Source organism: Kitasatospora sp. NPDC092039 (assembly GCF_044756065.1).
Lineage (GTDB): Bacteria > Actinomycetota > Actinomycetes > Streptomycetales > Streptomycetaceae > Kitasatospora.
The window spans coordinates 98,639-122,351 of record NZ_JBIVSD010000006.1 but is presented as its reverse complement, the minus strand read 5'-3'; the positions used below and the strand labels follow the sequence as shown (position 1 = coordinate 122,351).

The 23,713-nt window shown below is 77.0% G+C and carries 5 protein-coding genes; all 5 read left to right on the top strand.

Going from position 1 to position 23,713, the window contains the following annotated elements; translation table 11 throughout:
• Positions 1-9 precede the first annotated feature (9 nt).
• Complete coding sequence (locus ACIQI7_RS14425; protein ID WP_401109068.1) at positions 10-1,839, top strand: glycoside hydrolase family 15 protein; 1,830 nt, start codon at positions 10-12, stop codon at positions 1,837-1,839.
• Positions 1,836-3,203, top strand: coding sequence for a glucose-6-phosphate dehydrogenase (locus ACIQI7_RS14420; protein WP_401109066.1), 1,368 nt, complete (start codon positions 1,836-1,838; stop codon positions 3,201-3,203). The genes ACIQI7_RS14425 and ACIQI7_RS14420 overlap by 4 nt, the downstream gene beginning before the upstream one ends.
• Before the next feature lie 8 nt (positions 3,204-3,211).
• Positions 3,212-3,763: a gluconokinase gene (locus tag ACIQI7_RS14415; protein ID WP_401109064.1), complete on the top strand. Its 552-nt coding sequence runs from the start codon at positions 3,212-3,214 to the stop codon at positions 3,761-3,763.
• A gap of 807 nt (positions 3,764-4,570) precedes the next feature.
• Positions 4,571-5,938, top strand: coding sequence for a serine hydrolase domain-containing protein (locus ACIQI7_RS14410; RefSeq protein ID WP_401109061.1), 1,368 nt, complete (start codon positions 4,571-4,573; stop codon positions 5,936-5,938).
• Between the two features lie 152 nt (positions 5,939-6,090).
• Positions 6,091-23,706, top strand: a complete 17,616-nt coding sequence (locus tag ACIQI7_RS14405; RefSeq protein ID WP_401109058.1) for a non-ribosomal peptide synthase/polyketide synthase — start codon at positions 6,091-6,093, stop codon at positions 23,704-23,706.
• The last annotated feature ends 7 nt before the right edge of the window (positions 23,707-23,713 follow it).

The following is a 23,713-nucleotide window of genomic DNA, read 5'->3' as shown; positions in this document are numbered from 1 at the left end:
CGAGGCGGCATGTACGACCCCGATCCACCGTTCCGGCCGGTCCGCCGGCGCGAGGGCTACCCGCCGCTGGAGGACCTCGGCCTGATCGGCGACGGCACGACCGCCGCGCTGGTCGGCCTGGACGGCGCCATCCCGTGGATGTGCCTGCCCCGGTTCGACTCCGAACCGCTGTTCTGCGGCCTGCTGGACCACGCCCGCGGCGGGCACTTCACCCTCGCCCCGGAGGACCTGGTGGAGGCCAGGCAGCGCTACGAGCCGGACACCGGCGTGCTGACCACCGAACTGCGCAGCCCCACCGGCCTGGTGCGGGTCACCGACGCGCTGGCCCTGCGCTCCGGCGCCGACCTCACCGACGACGCCCCGGCCGACCGGGCCGAACTGGTGCGCTCCGCCGTGGTGCTGGACGGGACCGTCCGGCTGCGCGCGGAGCTGGAGCCGCGCGGCGGCGCGCAGACCCGGGCCCTGTTCAGCGGCCTGGAGGTGCGCCCGAACCGGCGCCCGGACCTGCGGCTGCACCTGCGCTCCAACCGCCCGCTGACCGGCCTGCACGGCACCCACGAGCTGCGCCGGGGCGAGCGCCTGGACCTGGTGCTGTCCTGGGGCCGCTTCCACCGCCACCACCGCTTCGACACCGACGCGACCCTGCGGGGCACCATCGAGGCCTGGCACCGCTGGATGGGCCACTTCGCGTACGACGGCCCCCAGGAACCGCTGGTCCGGCGGGCCGCGATCACCCTGAAGCTCTGCGACGACTGGGCCAACGGCTCGCTGGTCGCGGCGCCCACCTCCTCGCTGCCCGCGCCGGTCGGCGGGGTCCGCAACTGGGACTACCGCTACAGCTGGATCCGCGACGCGGCGTTCGCCGTGTTCGCGCTGCGCCGGATCGGCTTCCGCGGCGAGGCCGACGCCTTCCTCGGCTGGGTCCTGGACGCCTTCGAGTCCGGCCGGCGGCCCCGGATCATGTACGACCTGCGGGGCGGCCCGGTGCCGGACGAGGTCGAGGACGGGGAGCTGGAGGGCTACCGGCGCTCCGCCCCGGTGCGCTGGGGCAACGGCGCGGCCGACCAGCGCCAGCACGACGTCTACGGCGAGATCCTGGACTGCGCCGACCAGTGGCTGCGCGCCGGCGGCGAGATCCAGCCAGCGCTGTGGGCCGGCCTGGCCGCACTGGCCGACAGCGCCGGGCGGGCCTGGCGCCAGCCGGACCAGGGCATCTGGGAAGTGCGCAGCGAGGGCCGGGTGTTCACCTACTCGGCGGCCCTGTGCCAGGTCGCCCTGGACCGGGCCGCGCAGATCGGCGAGCGGCTCGGCCTGCCCGCCGGGACGGACCGGTGGCGAGCCTCGGCCGAGGAACTGCGCCGGCTCGTCCTGGAGCGCTCCTGGGACGAGGACGCCAAGACCCTCAGCGCCCACCTGGACGGCGGCGGGGCGCTGGACGCGAGCCTGCTCGCGCTGCCGCTGCGCCAGGTGGTGCCGGCCGACCACCCGCGGATGGTCGCCACCGCCGCGGCCGTCGCCGAGCGGCTGTCGGCCGGCGGCGGGCTGCTCCACCGCTACCTGCACGAGGAGTCCCCGGACGGCCTGCCGGGCGACGAGGGCGCCTTCGTCCTGTGCAGCTTCTGGCTGGTCGACAACCTGGTCGGCCAGGGCCGGATCGAGGAGGCCGAGGAACTGTACGCCTCGCTCTGCTCCCGGGCGAGCCCGCTGGGGCTGCTGTCCGAACAGATCGACCCGTCCACCGGAGAGTTCACGGGCAACTTCCCGCAGGCGTTCAGCCACATCGGGATCATCGCCAGCGGCGTCAACCTCGGCCGGGCGAGGGCGGGTGGCCGGCGATGATCGACCGGCTCGCGATCCTCGGCGCGACGGGGGACCTCAGCGCCCGCTTCCTGCTGCCGGCGCTGGCCGCCCTGCGCGCGGCCGGACACGTCGGCGACGCGCTCCGGGTGACCGGCGCGAGCCGGGAGGACTGGGACACCGCGCGGTACCGCACGTGGGCCGCGTCCCGGCTCGACCGGCACGGCGGCGACCACCCGGCCGGGGCCAGGCAGGCGGTGCTGGACGCCGTGCGCTACCTGCGGGCCGACGTCACCGACCCGGCCGACGTCGCCGCGGTGGTCGCCGGCGAGGGGCCGGTGGCCGTCTACCTCGCCCTGCCGCCGGCGCTGTTCCCCGCCGTGATCACCGCCCTGCACGCGGCGGGCCTGCCGGCCGGCAGCCGGATCGTCCTGGAGAAGCCGTTCGGCGAGGACCTGGCCGGCGCGCGGGAGCTGAACCGGCTGCTCGCGGACCTGCTGCCGGAGCGCGCGGTGTTCCGGGTGGACCACTTCCTGGCCATGACGACCGTCCAGAACGTACTCGGCAGCCGGCTGGCCAACCGGGTGCTGGAGCCGATCTGGAACAGCACCCACATCGCCGAGGTGGACATCGTCTGGGACGAGACGCTGGCGCTGGAGGGCCGGGCCGGGTACTACGACCGGGTCGGGGCGCTCAAGGACATGGTGCAGAACCACCTCCTGCAGCTGCTCTGCCTGGTGGCCATGGAACCGCCGATCACGCTCGGCGAACGGGACCTGCGCGACCGGAAGGTGGACGTGCTGCGCTCGGTGCGGCCGCTCACCGAGCACGACGTGGTGCACCGCACCCGGCGGGCCCGCTACCGGCCCGGACGGATCGGGGACCGCGACGTCCCCGCCTACGCCGAGGAGGAGGGCGTCGACCCGGAGCGCCGCACCGAGACCTTCGCCGAGGTGGAACTGGAGCTGGACAGCTGGCGGTGGGCCGGGACGCGGTTCCGGCTGCGCAGCGGCAAGGCGCTGGGGGAGGACCGCAAGGAGGTCGCGGTCCGCTTCCGCCCGGTGCCGCACCTGCCGTTCGGCCACGGCGGGCAGGCGCACCCCAACGTGCTGCGGTTCGAGCTGGAGCCGGAGGGGCTGACCCTGGACCTGACCGGCATCGGCGCCCATGCCCACGAGCTCGCCCCGGTCTCGCTGACCGCGCGGATGGACCCGCAACAGCTGCCCGCCTACGGCCGGTTGCTGCTGGACGTGCTGACCGGGGATCCGGCGCTGTCCATCCGCGGCGACGAGGCCGAGGAGGCCTGGCGGGTGCTGGAGCCCGTGCTGTCCGCCTGGGAGCGGGACCTGGTGCCGCTGGAGGAGTACCCGGCCGGCTCGTCGGGACCGCCCCCGCGGTGGTGGTAGGTGCCGCGATGACCCTCGGCTCCGAGCACCGGGCCCCGTGCGTGGTGGTGATGGGGGTGGCCGGCACCGGCAAGTCCACGGTGGCCCGGCTCCTCGCGGAGCGGCTGGAGGTGCCCTTCGCGGAGGCGGACGACTTCCACCGTCCGGCCGACATCGCCCGGATGGCGGCGGGCATCCCGCTGGACGACGCCCGGCGACGGCCCTGGCTGCGGGCCGTCGGGCGGTGGCTGCGCGAGCGGGACGCGGCGGGCGGCGGCGCTGTGGTGACCTGCTCAGCGCTGAAGCGGCGCTACCGGGACATCCTGCGGGAGGCCAGTCCGGACGCCTTCTTCCTGCACCTGACGGGCAGCCGCGAACTGCTGGCGGACCGGATCGGCCGGCGCACCGGGCACTTCATGCCGCAGTCGCTGCTCGGCTCGCAGCTCGCCGCGCTCGAACCGCTCGAACCGGACGAGCGGGGTGCCGCGCTGGACGTCGGCCCGGCCCCCGGCGTGCTCGTCGACGCGGCCCTGGAGCTGCTGTCGGGCCCGGGCGGTTTCACTCGCGGCCCATCCGACTGATTCCGTCGCGTTCCGGCACAACCGTCACAGCAGCCCGGGAAATCACTCGGATATTTCCACGAATAGTTGTTCGAGTGGATGGTGAGGTCTGAACCCCACATTTTCGGCCAAAGAATTCGCACTCGCCATCGGGTTCTTCCGGGTGTGGCCGGGAGGCAACCAGGGATTTTGTGGTTCCGATTCCCGGTGGAGCCGCTTTCCGTTCAATCGGAAGGGGTTGCGAGCGACTGGGCCGCCGTGAAGACTGTTGCGCGTTCGTCGTCCGGACGTTCGGGACGGCAAGGATTCCGCGACTCCCCGGCCGCGTCGGCGCGTTCCGCGCGACGGTTGCGGGGGCGGATCGCCAATAAGGGGGATGGACATGCCGGATACGGGTAATGGGCAGGTGGCGGCCGCGAGAGCGGCCGGTCGGCGGGGAGTGGATTTCTGTTCGAGCGTTCCGGCCGGATGAGGGTATTCGGCCGTTCCCGGTTCGCCGTACGCCGTTCCCCGGCCCGCCGTTCACCGGGTCGCGAGGAATTCGGGTCGCATTCGCACTGCCCGGTCCCGGCCGCGCCGGGGCGGCTCCGGAACGGCTCCGCGAGGGCGGGGCGGACGTCCGGCCGCGCGCCCGGGGATTCCCGTTCCCGGGCCGGGCGACCGCCGTCACCGACCGGTCCCGCGCCGATTCCGCCCCGTTCCCGCACGTCCTGAAGCGGGCGGTGCCGACGGCCGGGAATTCCCCGCCGTGCCGTGACCCGATCCGCGATTCCGCCACGGGCGCCCGGCGCGCCCGCACCCGAGAACCAGCCGACGGGAGCTTCCGCCATGCCGTACGCCAGTCCGGCGCCCACCCGCGAGCGGGCGCCGCTCCTCCCGCGCCGCGAACTGCGGCACCGCCTCGACGTCCTCGCCCGCGCCCACCGGGTGCCCGGAGCCCAACTGGCACTGGACACCGGCACGGAGGCCGTCGTCCTGCACACCGGGGTGGCCGACACCGGCACCGGGGCGCCCTTCACCGGGGACACCGCCGTCCCGGTGGGATCGCTCACCAAGCCCTACACGGCCGCCCTGGTGATGCTGCTCGCCGACGACGGCGACCTCGATCTCGACGAACCGGCCGCCGAGCACCTCCCGGAACTCCGGCAACTGCCCGCAGTAACGATTCGTCATCTGCTGGGCCACACCGGCGGACTGCCCACCGGGCCGGACTCCGACGCCGCCGCCCGCACCACCGCGACGCGCTACCTGTCCGCCGTGTGCACCGCCCGGGACGCGCTGTTCCCGCCCGGGACGGACTTCTCCTACTCCAACGCCGGCTACGTCGCCGCCGGGCGCCTGGTCGAGACGGTGACCGGGATGCCCTGGCACGAGGCGGTGCGCGCCCTGCTGCTCGAACCCTTCGGCACCGGGCCGGTGTTCGTCGACACGCCCGCCCCCGGGCGACCGGTCGCCGCCGGGCACGCGCTCAACGCGGCGACCGGCCGGGCCCGGGCCGTCCGGCAGAACCTGGCCCCGCTGGAGGCCCCGGCCGGGGCCCTGCTGGCGAGCGCCGCGGACCTCGCCGCGTTCGGCGCCGCCCTGGTCGGCCGGTCCGAGGCGCTTCCCCCCGAGGTCGCCGAGCGGATGCGCCGCCCGCAGCCCGGCGCCCGGCCCGGAACGCTCGCGGACGGCTGGGGCGCCGGGGTCGCGCTCTACCGGCAGGACGGGCGGCTGTGGTGCGGCCACGACGGCAACGCCATGGGCACCTCCTGCCACCTGCGGGCCGACCCGGACAGCGGCGTGGTGGTCGCGTTCACCGGCAACGCCGGCGCCGCCACCGCCCTGTGGCGCGAACTCGCGGCCGAACTCGACGAGTTGGCCGGGATCCGGGTGCCCGCGGCGATCCCGCCGGTCAGTGCCGGCGGGCCCGTGCCGCTCGCCGGACCCGCGACCCTCGCCGAGTGCGCGGGCGACTACCGCAACGGCGCGGTCCGCTACCGGGTCGAGTCGGCCGGCGACGGATCGGCCACCCTCGCGGTGGACGGCGACCTGCCGATCCGGCTGCGCTGCCACGCCGACCTCCGCTACGACCTGATCGCCCCGGACACCGGCCGTCCCGAGCCCGGCGGCCGCTTCCACCGGGACCCGGCCACCGGCCGGATCGACCGGGTGCAGGTCTCCGGACGCACCGCCCGCCGGGCCGCCTCCGGCTGAACCGGCGGCCGCCGGAGAACCGCCACCGCACCGCCTCGCACCACCTCGCACCACCGCCGTAGAGCCGCCACCGCACCGTTCCCGGGCCCGAGGGCCGGCTACCGCCTGCCCCGGTGCCCGCGTCGTCGCCCCCATCGGAAGGACCTTCCGCCATGGCCGACCGGCCTGCCCAGTCCGTGCGTCCGTCCGCTCCGCCGCAGGCCGGCGGCACCCCCGCGACCCCGGGGGGCGGCGCCCCTCGGACCCTCGACGCGCTGTTCGCCGACCAGGCCGCGCACACCCCCCACGCGCCCGCGCTGACCGACGGCCGGCGGAGCTGGACCTACCGCGAACTGGCGGAACGCGTCGAGCGGCTGGCCCGCGACCTGCGCCGGCACGGCGCCGGACCGGAACGGACGGTGGCCCTGGTGCTGCCGCGTTCGATGGAGCTGATCGCCGCCGAACTGGCCGCCGCCCGCGCCGGCGCCGCCTTCCTGCCCGTCGACCCGGCCTACCCCGCCGAGCGCCGGGCGCTGATGCTCGCCGACGCCGACCCCGCGATCGTGCTGGACGACCCGGCCGCGGTCCGCGAGGTCCTGGAGACGCCCACCACGGGTGAGCCGGACGCCCCGGCCACGGCCGGCACCGACCACCCCGCGTACCTGATCTACACCTCCGGCTCCACCGGCACCCCCAAGGGCGTGGTCGTCACCCACCGCGGGATCGCCGGCTTCACCGCGGCCGCCGTCGAGAACTACGCGGTGGGCCCCGGGGACCGGGTGCTCCAGTTCTCCTCGCCCAGCTTCGACGCCTCCGTGCTGGAGCTGTTCGTCTCCGTCCTCACCGGCGCCACCCTGGTGATCCCCCCGGACGGCCCCTGGCTGGGCGAGGAGCTCGCCGCCGTCCTGGACGAGCACCGGATCACCCACGCCCTGATCCCGCCCGCCGCCCTGGCCACCGTCCCCGCCGGAGCCGGCCGCCACCTGCGCACCCTGATCGTCGGCGCCGAGGCCTGCCCCGCCGAACTGGTCGACCGCTGGGCGCCCGGCCGGCGCATGGTCAACTCCTACGGCCCGACCGAGGCCACCATCGTCGCCACCTGGACCGGCCCGCTCACCGCCGGCACCGGTTCGCCCACCATCGGCGGCGCCCTGCCGCACGCCCGGGCGTACGTGCTCGACGAGGCCATGCGGCCCCTGCCGCCCGGCGCCGACGGCGAGCTGTACCTCGGCGGCGAGGGCGTCGCCCGCGGCTACCTGGCCCGCCCCGGCCTGACCGCCGCCCGCTTCGTCGCCGACCCCTTCGGCCCGCCCGGCGCCCGGCTCTACCGCACCGGCGACCGGGCCCGCCGGAACGCCGACGGGGAGCTGGAGTTCCTCGGCCGGCTCGACCGGCAGGTCAAGGTCCGCGGCTTCCGGATCGAGCCCGGCGAGATCGAGGCCGCGCTGCGTGCCCACCCCGCCGTCGACCAGGCCGTCGTGGTGGTCCGCGAGGACGAACCCGGCCATCCCCGGCTGGTCGGCTACGCCACCCCCGCCGACCCGGAGCGCGCCCCCGACCCGGCCGAACTGCGCACCGCCCTGGCCGCCGCGCTGCCCGCCCACCTGGTGCCCGCCGCCGTCGTCGTGCTGGCCGCGATCCCGCTCACCCCGCAGCTCAAGATCGACCAGCGGGCGCTGCCCGCGCCCGCCCGCCGGCCCGGCACCGGACGGCTCGCCCCGCGCACCGAACGGGAACGCGCCCTGGCCGCCGTCTGGGCCGAGGTCCTCGGCCTCGACGCGGTCGGCGCCGAGGACGACTTCTTCGACCTCGGCGGCGACTCGGTCCTCGCCGCCCGCACCCTGACCCGGACCGCCGAGCGGCTGGGCGTCCGGCTCACCCTGCGGGACGTCTTCACCGCCCGCACCGTCGCCGCCCTCGCCCCGCTGCTCGACCGGCCGGCCGCCGCCGCACCGGCCGGACCGATCCCGCCCGCCCCGCCCGGCGAGCCGCTGCCGCTGTCCAGCGCCCAGCGCCGGCTCTGGTTCCTGGACGACCTCACCCCCGGCGGCACCGGGAACAACACCGGCGTCGCCCTGCGGCTGCACGGCCCCCTCGACCAGGACGCCCTCGGCCGGGCCCTGCGCCGGCTCACCGCCCGGCACGACTCGCTGCGCACCACCGTCGTCACCCTCGACGGGCAGCTGGTGCAGCGCGTCGCCGACCGGGCGGAGCTGCCGCTGCGCACCGAGGACCTCGGCGCCCGGCCCGCCGCGGAGCGCGCCGCGGCCGCCGAACGGCTGCTGGCCGAGGAACTGGAGCGGCCGTACGACCTGGCCCGGGGCCCGCTCGCCCGGGTGCTGCTGGTCCGGCTCGCCGCCGACGAGCACCTGCTGCTGCTGGCCCAGCACCACATCGTCACCGACGGCTGGTCGGTGGGCGTGCTCACCCGCGAACTGGCCGCCCTCTACCGGGCGGAGGCCACCGGCGAACCGGACGGCCTGCCCGCCCCCGCCCTCCAGTACCCCGACTTCGCGCACTGGGAGCAGCACCACCGCACCGACCACGCGGCGGACCTCGCCTACTGGAAGCGCACCCTGGCGGACCTGCCGACCCTGCGGCTGCCCACCGACCGCCCCCGGCCCGACCGGCGCACCGGCAACGGCGCGGCGCACCGCCACCACCTCCCGGCCGACCTGGTCGACCGGCTGCGCCACCTCGCCGCCGGCCGCGGCACCACCGTGTTCACCCTGTTCGCCGGGGCCTGCGCGCTGCTGCTCTCCCGCCACACCGGCCAGCGGGACGTCGCCTTCGGCACCGTCACCAACGGACGGGACCGCCGCGAACTGGAGGAGGTGACCGGCTTCTTCGTCAACACCGTGGTGCTGCGCGGCGACGTGGACGAGCGGGCCACCGTGGACAGTTTCGTGGAGGGCATGCGCACCACCCTGCTGGACGCCTTCGCCCACGCCGCGGTGCCCTTCGACCGGGTGGTCGAGGAGCTGGCACCGCCGCGCGACCCCAGCCGGACCCCGCTGGTCCAGGTCGTGGTCGTCCAGCAGACCCCCGCCGCCCCGGCGCCCACCGGCGGCCTGCGGTTCACCGACCACCCGCTGCCCCGCGCCGCCGCCCGCTTCGACCTGGTGCTGGAGTTCACCCCGGACCAGGCCGGCGGCTGGGTGCTGACGGTGGAGTACAACACCGACCTGTTCGACCGGCGGACCGCGGCCGCGTTGGCGCGCCACCTCCACCGCCTGCTGGCCGGGATGGCGGACGGGCCGCAGCGCACCCTCGCCGAACTGCCGATGATCCCGCGGGACGAGCAGCGCGCGCTGCTGGACGCCGGGCGCACGCCCGTACCGCCCGAGGGCGCCGCCCGGCCCGGGTGGACCCGCGGCTACGTCCTCGACCGCGCGCTGCGCCCCCAACCCGACGGCGTCCCCGGCGAGTTGTACCTCGCCGGCGGCCTCCCCCAGCAGCCGGGGGAGAGCGCCGAGCGGTTCGTCGCCGACCCGTACGGCGCGCCGGGGGAGCAGCTGTACCGCACCGGCGAGCTGGTCCGGTGGACCGCCGACGGCGAGCTGGAGCACCTCGGCCGGGTCGAGCAGTGGGCCAGGCCCCGCCACCAGGAGACCGACCCCGAGGAGGTCGCCGAGGCGCTGCGGCGCTGCCCGGGCGTGGCCGAGGCGGCCGCCGTCCTCACCGAGGGCACCCGGCGGCTGGTCGGCTACGCGGTGCCCGTCCCCGGCGGCCGGATCGAACCCGAGACGGTGCGCCGCACCCTCGCGCTGACCCTGCCCGACCGCCTGGTCCCCGCCGTCGTGGTGCCGCTGCCCGCCCTGCCGCTCAACCCCGACGGCACGCTCGACCGCGGCCGGCTGCCCGGCCCCGGCCCGGCCGCGCCCGCCGTCCGCCACGTCGCCCCCCGCACCCCCGCCGAACGCGTGCTGGCCGGCATCTGGGCCGAGGTGCTGCGGCTGGACCGGGTCGGCGCCGACGACAACTTCTTCGACCTCGGCGGCGACTCCATCCTCGGCATCCAGGTGGTGGCCCGCTCCCGGCAGGCCGGGCTGGCGGTCACCTCCCGCGACCTCTACCGCCACCAGTCGGTCGCCGCGCTGGCCCGCGCCGCGGAGGACGCCGAGGCCCCGGCCGCGCCCGCGCCGGTGGCCGCCACCGGGCAGGCCGTGCCGACCCCGATCCAGCGCTGGTGGCTCGGCCGGGCCGGCGACCGGGCCGGCCACTTCGGCCAGGCGCTCTCCCTGCTGCTGCCCGGCGACCTGGACCGGGCTGCCCTGGAGGAGGCCCTGAACGACGTGGTCGCCCACCACGACGCGCTGCGCTCCGCCTTCACCGCCCCGGACGGCGGCGGGGCCGTGCACTGGCAGATCCAGGAGCCGACGCGCCGGATCACCCTGGCCCGGCACACCGGCCCGGACGACGACACGCCGCACTTCGGCCCGTACGACCTGGCCGGCGGCGCGCCGCTGCTGCGCGCCGTGCTGCACGAGCGCGCCGGGGGCCGGCCGCCGGTCCTGCACCTGGCCGTGCACCACCTGGTGGTCGACGGCGTCTCCTGGCGGGTGCTGCTGGAGGACCTCGACACCGCCTACCGCGCCCGCCGTGACGGCCGGGACGGCGCGCGGGCCCTGCCGGCGAAGTCCTCGCCGCTGCGGCAGTGGGCCGAGCGGCTGAGCGAGTTCGCGGCCGAGGGCGGCTTCGAGGACGAGTGCGGATACTGGGCACGGGCGATCCCCTCGCGGAGCGCCCCCGAGGCCTTCCCCGCCGAACTCGACGGCCCCGACACCTACGCCTCCGAACGGACCGTCACCGTCCGGCTGAGCCCCACCGACACCGCCGCCCTGCTGCGCACCCTGCCCGACACCTACCGCACCCAGGCCAACGACGTGCTGCTGAGCGCGCTCGGCCGGGCGCTGTGCGGGGCGAGCGGGCTGGAGCAGGTCGTGGTGGACGTCGAGGGCCACGGGCGCGAGGAGCTGTTCGCCGAGCTGGACCTCGGCCGTACGGTCGGCTGGTTCACCACCCGCCACCCCGTCGCCCTGGCCGTCCCCGCCGGAGCCGACTGGGACACCGTCCTCAAGCAGGTCAAGGAGCGGCTGCGCGCCGTCCCCCGGCGGGGACTCGGCTTCGAGGCACTGCGCCACCTCGGGCGCCCCGGCACCGCGCCCGACGTCCCGGCCGCCCGGATCGGCTTCAACTACCTGGGCCGCATCGCCCTGCCGGACGACCCGGACGGGCTGTTCCGCGGCACCTTCCGGCCGCTGGAGCTGGACGCCGACCCGGCCGTCGAACGCCCCCACCCGCTGGAGGTGGTCGGCCGCCTCGACGGCGACGCGCTGGAGTTCACCTGGTTCCACTCCGCCGCCGTCCACCGCCGCTCGACCGTCGAGGCGCTGGCCCGGCGCTTCGCCGAGGAGCTGGCCGACCTCGCCCGCCACGCGGCCCGGCCCGGCTCGGCCGGGCGCACCCCGTCCGACTTCCCGCTGGCCCGGCTCGACCAGGCGGCGGTGGACCGGATCACCGGCGCCGACCCGGGCGCGGTCGAGGACGTCCTGCCGCTCACCCCGACCCAGTCCGGCATGCTCTTCCACGGCCTCGCCGAGGAGGACAGCGGCGCCTACTTCCAGCAGCTGGACTTCGTCCTGGACGGGGTGCCCGACCCGGCACGCCTCGCCGAGGCCTGGCAGTGGGTCACCGACCGCACCGCGGTGCTGCGCGCCCACGTCCGCTGGCAGGAGGTGCCCGAACCGCTGCTCGTGGTCCACCGCCGGGTGGCGGTGCCGGTCACCCACCTGGACTGGCGCGCGCTGCCCGAACAGGAGCGCCGGGACCGGCTGGCCGAGCTGCTGGACCGCGACCGGGCCCGCGGCCTCGACCTCGGGCGGGCCCCGCTCCAGCGGCTGCTGCTGATCCGCCTCCCGGAGGACCGGGTGCGGGTGCTCTGGTCCTTCCACCACCTGGTCCTGGACGGCTGGAGCCTGTTCCAGGTGCTCTCGGACGTCTTCGCGGCGCACGCAGCCCTGGGCCGCCCGGGAGCGGACGGCGAAGTCCCGTACGGCACCGTGCCGGAGCGCCGGCCCTACCGCGACTACCTGGCCTGGCTGGCCGGGCGCGACCACGCGGAGGCCGAACGGCACTGGCGCGACCGCCTCGCCGGGCTGGCCGAGGCGACGCCGCTGCCGTACGACCGCGAGCCGGTGCAGAGCCACCGCGCGGAGTCCACCCGGGCCGTGCCGTTCGCCCTGCCCGCCGCCGCGACCAGGGCGCTGGAGGACCTCGCACGCGGCTCCGGGCTGACCCTCAACACCCTGGTGCAGGGCGCCTGGGCTGTGCTGCTGGGCCGCCAGGCCGGGCGCGCCGACGTCGTCTTCGGCACCACCTCCTCCGGGCGGCCGCCCGAGCTGCCCGGCGTCGAGACGATGACCGGCCTGTTCATCACCACCCTGCCGACCCGCACCACGGTGCCCGCCGACGGCACCCTGCTCGACTGGCTCCGGGCCCTGCAGCGGGAGCAGAGCGAGGACCGGCGGCACGGCTTCGTCCCGCTCACCCGGCTGCGGGCCGGTACCGGACTGCCCGAGCAGACCGCCCTGTTCGACAGCCTGGTGGTCTTCGAGAACTACCCGGTCGACGAGGACGCGGCCGACGCCCACGGCCTGCGGCTGCGCGAACTGGACGGCATCGAGACCACCAACTACCCGCTCGCCCTGCTGGCCTACCCGGGCCCGGAGCTGTCCCTGCGGCTCTGCTACGACCCCCGGCTGTTCGACGAGTCCACGGTGCGGCGGCTGGCCGGGCAGCTCACCGCCGCGCTGACCGCGCTGCCCGAGGGGGCCCACCGGCCGCCCGCGCGGCTGCCGCTGCTGACCGCCGAGGAGCGCCGGCGCGTCCTGGTCGACTGGAACGCCACCGCCACCGGGGAACCCGCCGCCGACATCGCCGAACTGTTCGCCGCACAGGTGCTCCGCACCCCCGACGCGGTCGCCCTGGAAACCGCCCGGGAACGCCTGACCTACCGCGAACTCGACTCCCGTGCCGCCGAGTTGGCCGGACGGCTGGTCGCCCGCGGAGTCCGGGTGGAGCAGCCGGTCGGGGTGCTGGCGGAGCGCTCCGTCGAGCTGGTCGTCGCCCAGCTGGCGCTGGTCCGCACCGGCGGGGTCCACGTGCCGCTGGACGGCCGGGCGCCGCGCGAGCGGCTGCACCGGATGCTGGCCGAGGCCGGCGCCGAACTGCTGCTCACCGACGCCCACCGGGCCGGGCAGGCCCTCGAACTGCTCCCCGCCGAGCGGGTGCTGCGGGTAGACCGGCCCGACGGCGCCGCGCCGGCGGCGGCCCCGGCGGCCGTCCACCCCGACAACGTCCAGTACCTGATGTTCACCTCGGGCTCCACCGGCACCCCCAAGGGCGTCGCGGTGCGCCGCCGGGACGTCGCCGCGCTCGCCCTGGACCGCGCCTTCACCGGCCACGACCGGGTGCTGGTGCACTCCCCGCACGCCTTCGACGCCGCCACCTACGAGCTCTGGGTGCCGCTGCTGCGCGGCGGCACCGCCGTCCTCGCCCCGCCGCACGACCTGGACGCCGCCGCCGTCCGGCACGCCGTCACCGAGCAGGGCGTGCGCTGCCTGTGGCTGACGGCCGGCCTGTTCCGGCTGCTCGCCCAGGAGGACCCCGGCTGCCTGCGCGGCGCCCGCGAGGTGTGGACCGGCGGCGAGGCGGTGCCCGCCGCCGCCGTCCGCAAGGTCCTGGCGGCCTGCCCCGGCCTCACCGTGGTCGACGGCTACGGACCGACCGAGACCACCACCTTCGCCACCCGCCGGGCCTTCCGGGCCGGCGACGAGCTGCCCGCCGCCCTGCCGATCGGCCGCCCGCTGGACAACACCCGGGTGTACGTCCTGGACGGCGCGCTCCAACCGCAACCCCCGGGCGTCACCGGGGAGTTGTACATCGCCGGGGCCGGCCTCGCGCGCGGCTACGCGGGCCGCCCCGGCGAGACCGCCGCCCGCTACCTCGCCGACCCGTTCGGCCCGCCCGGCGAGCGGATGTACCGCACCGGCGACACCGTCCGGTGGAGCGAGGACGGCGAACTGCACTTCGTCGGCCGCGCGGACGACCAGATCAAGATCCGCGGCTTCCGGATCGAACCCGCCGAGATCGAGGCCCGGCTCACCGCCCACCCGGCCGTCGCCGAGGCGGTGGTCTCGCTGCACCAGGACGGCGGACGCAAGCGCCTCGCCGCCCACCTGGTGCCGGCCGAGGGTGCCGAACCCCCCGGAGCCGCCGGACTGCGCGCCCACCTGGCCGCCGACCTGCCCGACTACATGCTGCCCGCGGCCTTCGTCACACTGCCCGAACTCCCGCTCACCGCCAACGGCAAGGTGGACCGCCGGCGACTGCCCGCCCCCGACTGGTCGGCGGGCGGCGACCGCCCCCACCGCGCCCCCGGCACCGCCCGCGAGCGGCTGCTCGCCGGGATCTGGGCGGAGCTGCTCGGGGTCGAACGCGTCGGCCTGGACGACGACTTCTTCCTGCTCGGCGGCGACTCCATCCTGAGCATCCAGGTCGTCTCCCGGGCCCGCGCCGCCGGACTCGCGCTCTCCCCGCGCGACCTGTTCCGGCACCCCACCGTCGCCGCCCTGGCCGCGGCGGCCGGCAGCGCCGTCACCGTCGCCGGGACCGGACCGGTCAGCGGCGAGGTCGGCCTGACACCGATCCAGCACTGGTTCCTCGACCCGAACCCGCCGTCCGCCGGGCACTTCGACCAGTCCCTGGTGGTGGAGGCCCCGGGCGGGGTCGACCCGCGGGCCCTGCGCCGCGCGCTGGCCGCCCTGTGGGCCCACCACGACGCGCTGCGCTCCCGCTTCGTCCGGGCCGAGGACGGCGGCTGGCGCCAGCACTGCGCCCCCGCCGAGGAGGCGGCCCCCGAACTGCTGGAGGTCCACGACCCCGCCGACGAGGCCGCCGTGACCGGGGCCGCCCACGCCTCCTTCCGGCTGGACGGCGGCCCGCTGCTCACCGCCCGGCTGTTCACCGCCGCCGACGGCACCCGGCCCGACCGGCTGCTGCTGGCCGTCCACCACCTGGTGGTCGACGGCGTTTCCTGGCGGGTGCTGCTGGAGGACCTGGAGACCGCCTACCGGCAGGCCGTCGAGGGCCGCCCGCTGCGGCTGCCCGCCCGCACCAGCTCGGTGCGGGAGTGGACCCGCCGGCTGGCCGAGCACACCGCGGCCGGCGGCTTCGCCGGGCAGCGCGCCCACTGGGCCGCCGCCGCCCGGGCCTGCGCCCGGCCGCTGCCGGTGGACGGCGACGGCGGCAACACCGCCGCCGACCTGCGCGAGGTGACCGTCCGGCTGGACCGCGAACGCACCGACGCCCTGCTGCGCGAGGTCCCCGGGGTCTACCGCACCCGGATCGACGACGTGCTGCTCACCGCGCTCGGCCGGGTGCTCGCCGAGTGGACCGGGCACGCCACCGTCGCCGTCGGCCTGGAGGGCCACGGCCGCGAGGACCGGCTGTTCGACGGCCTCGACCTGTCCCGTACGGTCGGCTGGTTCACCTCGCTGTACCCCGTCGCCCTCGACGTCCCGGCGGGGGACTGGGGCACCGCCCTGAAGGCCGTCAAGGAGCAGCTGCGGGCGGTGCCCGACCGCGGTCTCGGGTACGGCGTGCTGCGCCACCTCGCCCGGGACGAGGCGCTCGCCGACGCGCCCGCCCCCGGCATCAGCTTCAACTACCTGGGCCGCTTCGACTGGTCCGCCGACGGCGCCGCCCTGGTCCGCGCCGTCCCCGGCGGCCTCGGCGGCGCGCAGGCCCCCGGCGCCGAGCGGCCCCACCTGCTGGACGTGGTCGCCCGGGTCGAGGACGGCCGGCTGGAGATCGGCTGGTACTACAGCGCCGGCCGGCACCGTCCGGACACCGTCGAGCGGCTGGCGCGGGCCGTGCTGCGCGCGCTGGAGGAGATCGTCGCCCACTGCGCCGAGCCCGGCGCCGGCGGCCGCACCCCCTCCGACTTCCCGCTCGCCCGCCTCGACCAGGCGGCGGTGGACCGGATCGCCGGGGACGGCCGGTCGGTCGCCGACGTCCTCCCGCTGACGCCGATGCAGGCCGGGATGCTCTTCCACAGCCTGCTCGACCCGGACGGCGACACCTACGTCAACCAGGTCCAGCTGGTGCTGACCGGCGTCACCGACCCGCACGCGCTGGCCGAGGCCTGGCAGCGGACCGTCGACGCCAACGCGATCCTGCGCACCCGGCTCAGCTGGCAGGACGGCGCCGAACCGCTCCAGGTCGTCCAGCACCGGGCCGCCGTCCCGGTGACCCACCACGACTGGACCGGCCGCCCCGCCGAGCAGGTCGAGCGGGACACCGCCCGGCTGCTCGCCGAGGACCGGGCCGCCGGGATCGACCTGGGCGCCGCGCCGCTGCTGCGGCTCACCCTGATCCGGCTGGCGCCGAGCCGGGTGCGGGTGGTGTGGACCTTCCACCACGTGCTGCTCGACGGCTGGAGCGCCGCCCAGGTCTTCGACGAGGTCTGCGAGCGCTACGCCGCGCTGACCGCCGGCCGCCCCGCCCTGGTCGAGCGGGCCCCCTACGCCGACTACCTGCGCTGGCTGGCCGGCCAGGACCGGGCGGGCGCCGAACGGTACTGGCGGGACGTCCTGGCCGGCTTCCCCGCCCCCACCGAACTGCCCCGGGACCGCCGCCCGGCCGGCGCCCACCGGGCCTCCTCCTCGGCCTCGGTACGGGTCCCCCTCGGCCCCGAGCTGTCCGAGCGGCTGCGCGGCACCGCCCGACAGGCCGGGCTGACCGTCAACACCGTGCTCCAGGGCGCCTGGGCGCTGCTGCTCTCCCGCTACGGCGGCGGGGACGACGTGGTGTTCGGCACCATCGTCTCCGGCCGGCCCGCCGAACTCCCCGGCGTCACCTCGATGGTGGGCCTGTTCATCAACGCCCTGCCGACCCGGGTGCGGATCGACGCCCGGCGCCCGCTGCTGGAGTGGCTGCGGGAGGTGCAGGACCACCAGTCCGAGGCCCGGCGGCACGACGCCGTCTCGCTGGCCCAGCTCCAGAGCTGGAGCGAACTGCCCGGCGGCACCGCCCTGTTCGACAGCATCGTGGTCTTCGAGAACTACCCCTTCGACGCCCGGTCGATGGCCCGGCACGGTCTGGGCGTGGAGACCGAGCACGTCCTGGAGCCGACCAGCTACCCGCTCAGCGTGGTGGTGGCGCCCGGCGAGTCCATCGAGGTCTCCCTGGACCACGACCCGGCCGCCTTCGACACCGCCACCGTCGAAGGGCTCGGGGCGAGCCTGCGCGCCCTGCTCGCCGGGATGGCGGCCGGCCTCGGCCGGCCGGCGGGCGAACTGCCGCTGCTGGACCCGGCCGAGGGGCGCGCACTGCTGGAGCGGCTCGGCGGGGAGGTGCGCCCGGCGCCCCGGGACACCCTGCCCGAGGCCTTCGCCCGGCAGGCCGCCCGCACCCCCGATGCCCCGGCGGTCCGCTCCGGCGGCGAACAGCTGACCTACCGGGAGCTGGACGAGCGCTCCAACCGGCTGGCCCGGCTGCTGATCGAGGCCGGGGCCGGCCCCGAGCGGTTCGTCGCCCTCGCGCTGCCCCGCACCGTCGAACTGGCCGTGGCACTGCTCGCCGTGCTCAAGAGCGGCGCCGGCTACCTGCCGGTCGACCCCGGGTACCCGGCCGAGCGGATCGCCTACCTCTTCGAGGATGTCCGGCCCGACGCCGTGGTCACCCGCGCGGCGACCGCGGAGCGGCTGCCCGACGGCCCGTCCACCCGGATCGTGCTGGACGACCCGGCCTGCCGGGAACGGCTGGCTGCCGCCCGCGCGGACGCCGTGACCGACCGGGAGCGGCACGGCGCCCTGCGGCCGGAGCACCCCGCGTACGTCATCCACACCTCCGGCTCCACCGGTCGGCCCAAGGGCGTGGTGGTCGCCCACGCCTCGGTGCTCGCCCTGACCGACTGGGCCGCCGCCGAGTTCGCCGGCCGGGGCCTGGAGCACGTGCTCGCCGCCACCTCGCTCAACTTCGACGTCTCGGTGTTCGAGATCTTCGCGCCGCTGCTGTCCGGCGGCCGCGTGGAACTCCTCCGGGACCTGCTCGCCCTGGCCGAGCACCCCGCCGGCGCCGGCCCGGAGCCGGGCCCCTGGCGGGCCGGCCTGCTCAGCGCGGTGCCCTCGGCGCTCGGCGGACTGCTCGCCGACGGCACCGTCCACCTCGGCGCCGACACCGTGGTGCTGGCCGGCGAGGGGCTGCCCGCCCGCACCGTGCGCCTGGTCCGCGAGGCCGTCCCCGGCTGCCGGGTGCTGAACGTCTACGGCCCCACCGAGGCCACCGTGTACGCCACCGCCCACCTCTGCGACCCCGCCGACCCGGACCGCGACCCGCCGATCGGCCGGCCGGTCGGCGGCGCCCGGGCCTACGTCCTGGACGAGCGGCTGCGCCCGGTGCCCGTCGGCGCGCCCGGCGAGCTGTACCTGGCCGGTACCGGCGTGGCGCGCGGCTACCTGCGCCGCCCCGGGCTGACCGCCGGGCGCTTCCTGCCCGACCCGTACGGCCCGCCCGGCAGCCGGATGTACCGCACCGGCGACCGGGTGCGCTGGAGCACCGACGGCGGGCTCGACTACCTCGGCCGCGCCGACGACCAGGTCAAGGTGCGCGGCTTCCGGATCGAACTCGGCGAGGTCGAGGCCGCGCTGGCCCGCCATCCCCGGGTGTCGGCGGCGGCCGCCCGGGTGGTCGACCAGGACGGCCACCGGCGGCTGGTGGGCTACGCGGTCCCCCGCGACGGCGCCGCCCTGCCCGACCCGGCCGAGTGGCGCGCCTTCCTCGGCCGCACCCTCCCCGACCACCTGGTGCCCGCCCTGGTGGTGCCGCTGGAGCGGCTGCCGCTCGGCGCCACCGGCAAACTGGACCGGCGCGCCCTGCCCGTCCCCGCCCCCGCCGCCGGGGGGACGGGCGGCGAGCGGCCGCCGGGCACCGACACCGAGCGGGCCCTCGCGGCGATCTGGCGCGAGGTGCTCGGCGTGCCCGACGTCCACGCGGACGACAACTACTTCGCCCTCGGCGGGGACTCGATCCTCGGCATCCAGGTCGTCTCCGCGGCCCGCCGGGCCGGCCTCGCGCTGACCCCCCGGCACCTGTTCGCCCACCAGACCCTGGCCGAACTCGCGGCCGCCGCCGAGCGCTCCCCGCTCCCGGTCACCGCCGCCGAACAGGGCGCCGTCACCGGCGAGGCCCCGCTCACCCCCGTCCAGCACTGGCTGCTGGACACCCTCGACGGCGACCCGGCCCGGCTCACCCAGTCCGTCTCCTTCACCCTCGCCCCCGGCACCGACGAGGGCACCCTGCGGGCCGCTCTGGCCGCCGTCCTGGACCACCACGACGCGCTGCGGATGCGCTACGAACCGCTCGCCGACGGCCGGTGGCGCCAGTACGGCACCGAACCCGGCCAGGCCCCCGAACTGCACGTCCACGAGGCGGCCGAGGGCGAGGCGCGGGAGACCGTCCTGCACGACCTCGCCGAGCGGCTCGCCGAGGGCTTCGACCTGGCCGCCGGACCGCTGCTGCGGGCCGCGCTCTGCCGCTTCGCCGACGATCCCCGGCCGGTGCTGCTGCTCGCCGCCCACCACCTGGTGGTGGACGCGGTGTCCTGGCGGATCCTGCTGGAGGACCTGGAGCGCGCCCACCGGGCGCTGGCCGCCGGCGAGCGGCCCGACCTGGGCGCCAAGAGCACCTCCTTCCGGGCCTGGGCCGAACGGCTCGCCGAGCACACCACGGCCGGCCGCTTCGACACCGAACTCCCCTACTGGCAAGGCCTGGTGGACGACGACCTGCCGATCGATCTGGACGGCGCCAACACCGCCGACACCGAGGAGTCGCTGACCGTCGCGCTGGGCGCCGAGGACACCCGCCGCCTGCTCCAGGACGTCCCGGACGCCTACCGCACCCGGGTCAACGACGTCCTGCTCTGCGCCCTCGGCCGGGTGCTGACCCGCTGGACCGGCCGCCGCCGGGTACTGGTCGCCCTGGAGGGCCACGGCCGCGAGGACCTCTTCGACGGCCTCGACCTGTCCCGCACCGTCGGCTGGTTCACCGCCATGTACCCCGTCGCCCTGGAGGTGCCCCGGGCGGCGGGCACCGGCACCGCCCTGAAGGCCGTCAAGGAGGCGCTGCGCGCCGTCCCGGGCGGCGGCCTCGGCCACGGCGCCCTGCGCCACCTCCGGCCGGCCCCGGGGCTGGACCTGCCGCGGATCGGCTTCAACTACCTGGGCCGGCAGGACCGCGGCACCGCCCCCGGCAGCCTGCTGCTCGCTCCGGCCGGCCCGCTCACCGGCGGGATGGACCGCACCGCCCGCCGCCCCCACCTGCTCGACGTGCTCGGGCAGGTCGCCGACGGCCGGCTCTCCTTCACCTGGTCCTACTCCCGCGCGGTGCACCACCGCCGGACGGTCGCCCGGCTCGCCGCCGAACTCCGGGACGAGCTGCGGGAGATCGTCCGCCACTGCGCCGAACCCGGCGCCGGCGGCCGCACCCCCTCCGACTTCCCGCTGGCCGGGCTCGACCAGGCCGCCGTCGACCGGCTGGCCGGCACCGGACGGGAGGTGACGGAGATCCAGCCGCTCACCCCCACCCAGACCGGCATGGTGGTGCACGGCCTGGACGAGGCCGAACACGGCCTGTACGTCGAGCAGATCACCTTCGTCCTGGACGGCGCCCGCGACCCGGGCCTGCTGGCCGCCGCCTGGCAGCACGTCGTCGACCGCACCCCGGTGCTGCGCACCTCGGTGGTGCTGCGCGACGTACCGGTGCCGCTCCAGGTGGTCCACCGGCACGCGGTGCTGCCGGTCACCGAGCACGACTGGAGCGGCCTGACCGAGGCCCGGCGCGCGGCCCGGCTGGAGGAACTGCTCGCCGACCGGCGGGCCCAGCCGCCGGCCCTGGACCGCGCCCCGCTGCTGCGGCTCGACCTGATCCGGCTCGGGCCGGACGCGGTCCGCGTCGTCTGGGCCTTCCACCACGTGCTGCTGGACGGCTGGAGCGTCTTCCACGTCCTCGGGGACGTGCTCGCCGCCCACGCCGCACTCGTCCGGGGCGAACGGCCGGCCCTGCCCGAGCGCCGGCCCTTCGCGGACTACGTCGGCTGGCTCGCCGCCCGCGACACCGGCGCCGCCGTCGAGCACTGGCGCGGCGTGCTGGCCGACCTCACCGCCCCCACCGCGCTGCCCTACGACCGCCGGCCCGCCCCGGGCGACACCGCCCGCTCCGGGCAGTGGCTCTCGCACCGGCTGGACGCGGCCGAAACCGAGCGGCTCCAGGAGTTCGCCCGCCGCCACCGTCTCACCCTCAACACCGTGGTGCAGGGCGCCTGGGCGCTGCTGCTGTCGCGCTGGAGCGGCGAGCGGCGGGTCTGCTTCGGCACCACCGTCTCCGGCCGGCCCGCCGACCTGGCCGGCTCCGACGGCATCGTCGGCCTGTTCATCACCACCCTGCCCGCCCGGGTCACCGTCGACGGCGCCCGGCCCTGCGCCGACTGGCTGCGCACCCTCCAGGAGGAGCAGGCCGAGGACCGCCGGTTCGACCACCTGCCGCTGGCGCGGATGCACGGCCTGAGCCAGGTCCCGCCGGGCACCGGGCTGTTCGACAGCCTGGTGGTCTTCGAGAACTACCCGGTCGGCGACGCCACGGCCGGCGCGCACGGCCTGCGGGTGCGCGAACTGGACGCCCGGGAGGCCACCAACTACCCGCTCACCGTCGTCGTCTCGCCCGGCGAGCGGCTCGCCGTGGAACTCGGCCACGACCCCCGGCACCTCGACCGGGAGACCGCCGGACGCCTCGCCGATCAACTGCTGCACACCCTGTCCGCGCTGGCCGCCTCGGACGGCACCACCCGGCTGGACGACCTCGACCCGCTGCCGCCCCGCGAACGGGAGCGGCTGCTGCGCGGCCCCGCCCGCCCGGCGACCGCCCCGGTGCCCCCGATGACCCTGCCCGCCCTGGTCGAGGCCGCCGCCGACCGGTGGCCGCAGGCCGTCGCGCTGAGCGCCGCCGACCGGCAGCTGACCTACGCCGAGGCCGAGGCGCACGCCAACCGGCTGGCCCACCGGCTGATCGCGCGCGGCGCCCGCCCCGGGGAGACCGTCGCCCTGCTGCTGCCCCGCTCGGCCGACACGGTGCTCGCCGAACTCGCGGTGGCCAAGACCGGCGCCGCGTTCCTGCCCGTCGACCCGCACCACCCCGAGGAGCGCGTCGAGGCGATGCTGCGCGACGCGGCGCCCGTGCTGACCCTGGACGCCAAGGAGGTCGCCGAACTCCTGGCCGCCGACCCGGCCGGCGCGCCCGGCCACCGCCCCACCGACACCGACCGCGGCCGCCCGATCGACCCGGACGACCCGGCCTACGTCATCTTCACCTCCGGTTCCACCGGCACCCCCAAGGGCGTCGTGGTCAACCACCGCGGGCTCGCGGCCTTCGCCGCCGCCGAGGCCGAGCACTACCGGCTCGCCCCCGGCGACCGGGTGCTGGCCTTCGCCACCCCCAGCTTCGACGCCTCGGTGCTGGAACTGTGCCTGGCCCTGCCGCACGGCGCCCGGCTGGTGGTGCCCGAGCCCGGCCCGCTGCTCGGCGCCCAACTGGCCGCGCTGCTCCGGGCGGAGCGGATCACCCACACCCTGCTGCCGCCCGCCGCCCTCGCCACCCTGCCCGCCGACACCCCCGGCAGCCTGCCCGCGCTGAAGACCCTGATCGTCGGCGCGGAGGCCTGCGGCCCCGACCTGGTCGCCCGCTGGGCCCCGCACCACCGCATGGTCAACTCCTACGGCCCCACCGAGGCCACCGTGGTCGCCACCTGGTCCGCGCCGCTGACCGCGGACGGCGCCGCCCCGCCGATCGGCCGCCCGCTGCCCGGCACCGGCGCGTACGTCCTGGACGCCCGGCTGCGGCCGGTGCCCGACGGCGTCCCCGGCGAGCTGTGGCTGAGCGGACCGGCCCTGGCCCGCGGCTACCTCGGCCGCCCCGGCCTGACCGCCGCCCGCTTCACCGCCGACCCGTACGGGCCGCCCGGCACCCGGATGTACCGCACCGGGGACCTGGTGCGCCGCGACCGCCACGGCGAACTGCACTACCTGGGCCGCACCGACCACCAGCTGAAGCTGCGCGGCCACCGGATCGAGGCGGGCGAGGTGGAGGCCGTCCTGACCCGCCACCCGGCCGTGCTGGACGCCGTGGTGAGCGTCCGGGAGGACGAGCCCGGGCTGCCCCGGCTGGTCGCCCACCTGCTGGCCGCCCCCGGCACCGAGCCGCCGACCGGCGCCGAACTGCGCGCCCTGGCCGCCCGCTCGCTGCCCGGCCACATGGTCCCCGCCGCCTTCGCGGTGCTGGAGCGCTTCCCGCTCACCGCGAGCGGCAAGACCGACCGGGCGGCCCTGCCCGCCCCCGGCCCCGGCGAGGCCGAACCGGCCGGACGGGTCGAACCCCGCACCCCCACCGAGGAGGCGGTGGCGGAGATCTGGGCCGCGGCCCTGCACACCGCCGTCGGCGCCACCGACGACTTCTTCCAGCTGGGCGGCGACTCCGTGCGCGCCCTGCTGATCGCCTCCCGGGCCAACGATGCCTTCGGCGTCACGCTCACCCCCCGCGACGTACTGGTCTCCCGCACCGTGGCCGCCCTGGCGGACCTGGTGGAGGACCTGGTGCTGAGCGAACTCGAAGCCGCCGCGCTGGGTGGCCCCGACGAAGCCGCCGCCTCCGGCAGCCCCGACGATGACGAACGGTGAGGAGCCG

Excerpts from the sequence above, each read along its gene's own strand:
- ACIQI7_RS14420 (WP_401109066.1), top strand. The coding sequence starts at position 1,836 with ATGATCGACCGGCTCGCGATCCTCGGCGCGACGGGGGACCTCAGCGCC.
- ACIQI7_RS14415 (WP_401109064.1), top strand. The coding sequence starts at position 3,212 with ATGACCCTCGGCTCCGAGCACCGGGCCCCGTGCGTGGTGGTGATGGGG.
- ACIQI7_RS14425 (WP_401109068.1), top strand. The coding sequence starts at position 10 with ATGTACGACCCCGATCCACCGTTCCGGCCGGTCCGCCGGCGCGAGGGC.
- ACIQI7_RS14405 (WP_401109058.1), top strand. The coding sequence starts at position 6,091 with ATGGCCGACCGGCCTGCCCAGTCCGTGCGTCCGTCCGCTCCGCCGCAG.
- ACIQI7_RS14410 (WP_401109061.1), top strand. The coding sequence starts at position 4,571 with ATGCCGTACGCCAGTCCGGCGCCCACCCGCGAGCGGGCGCCGCTCCTC.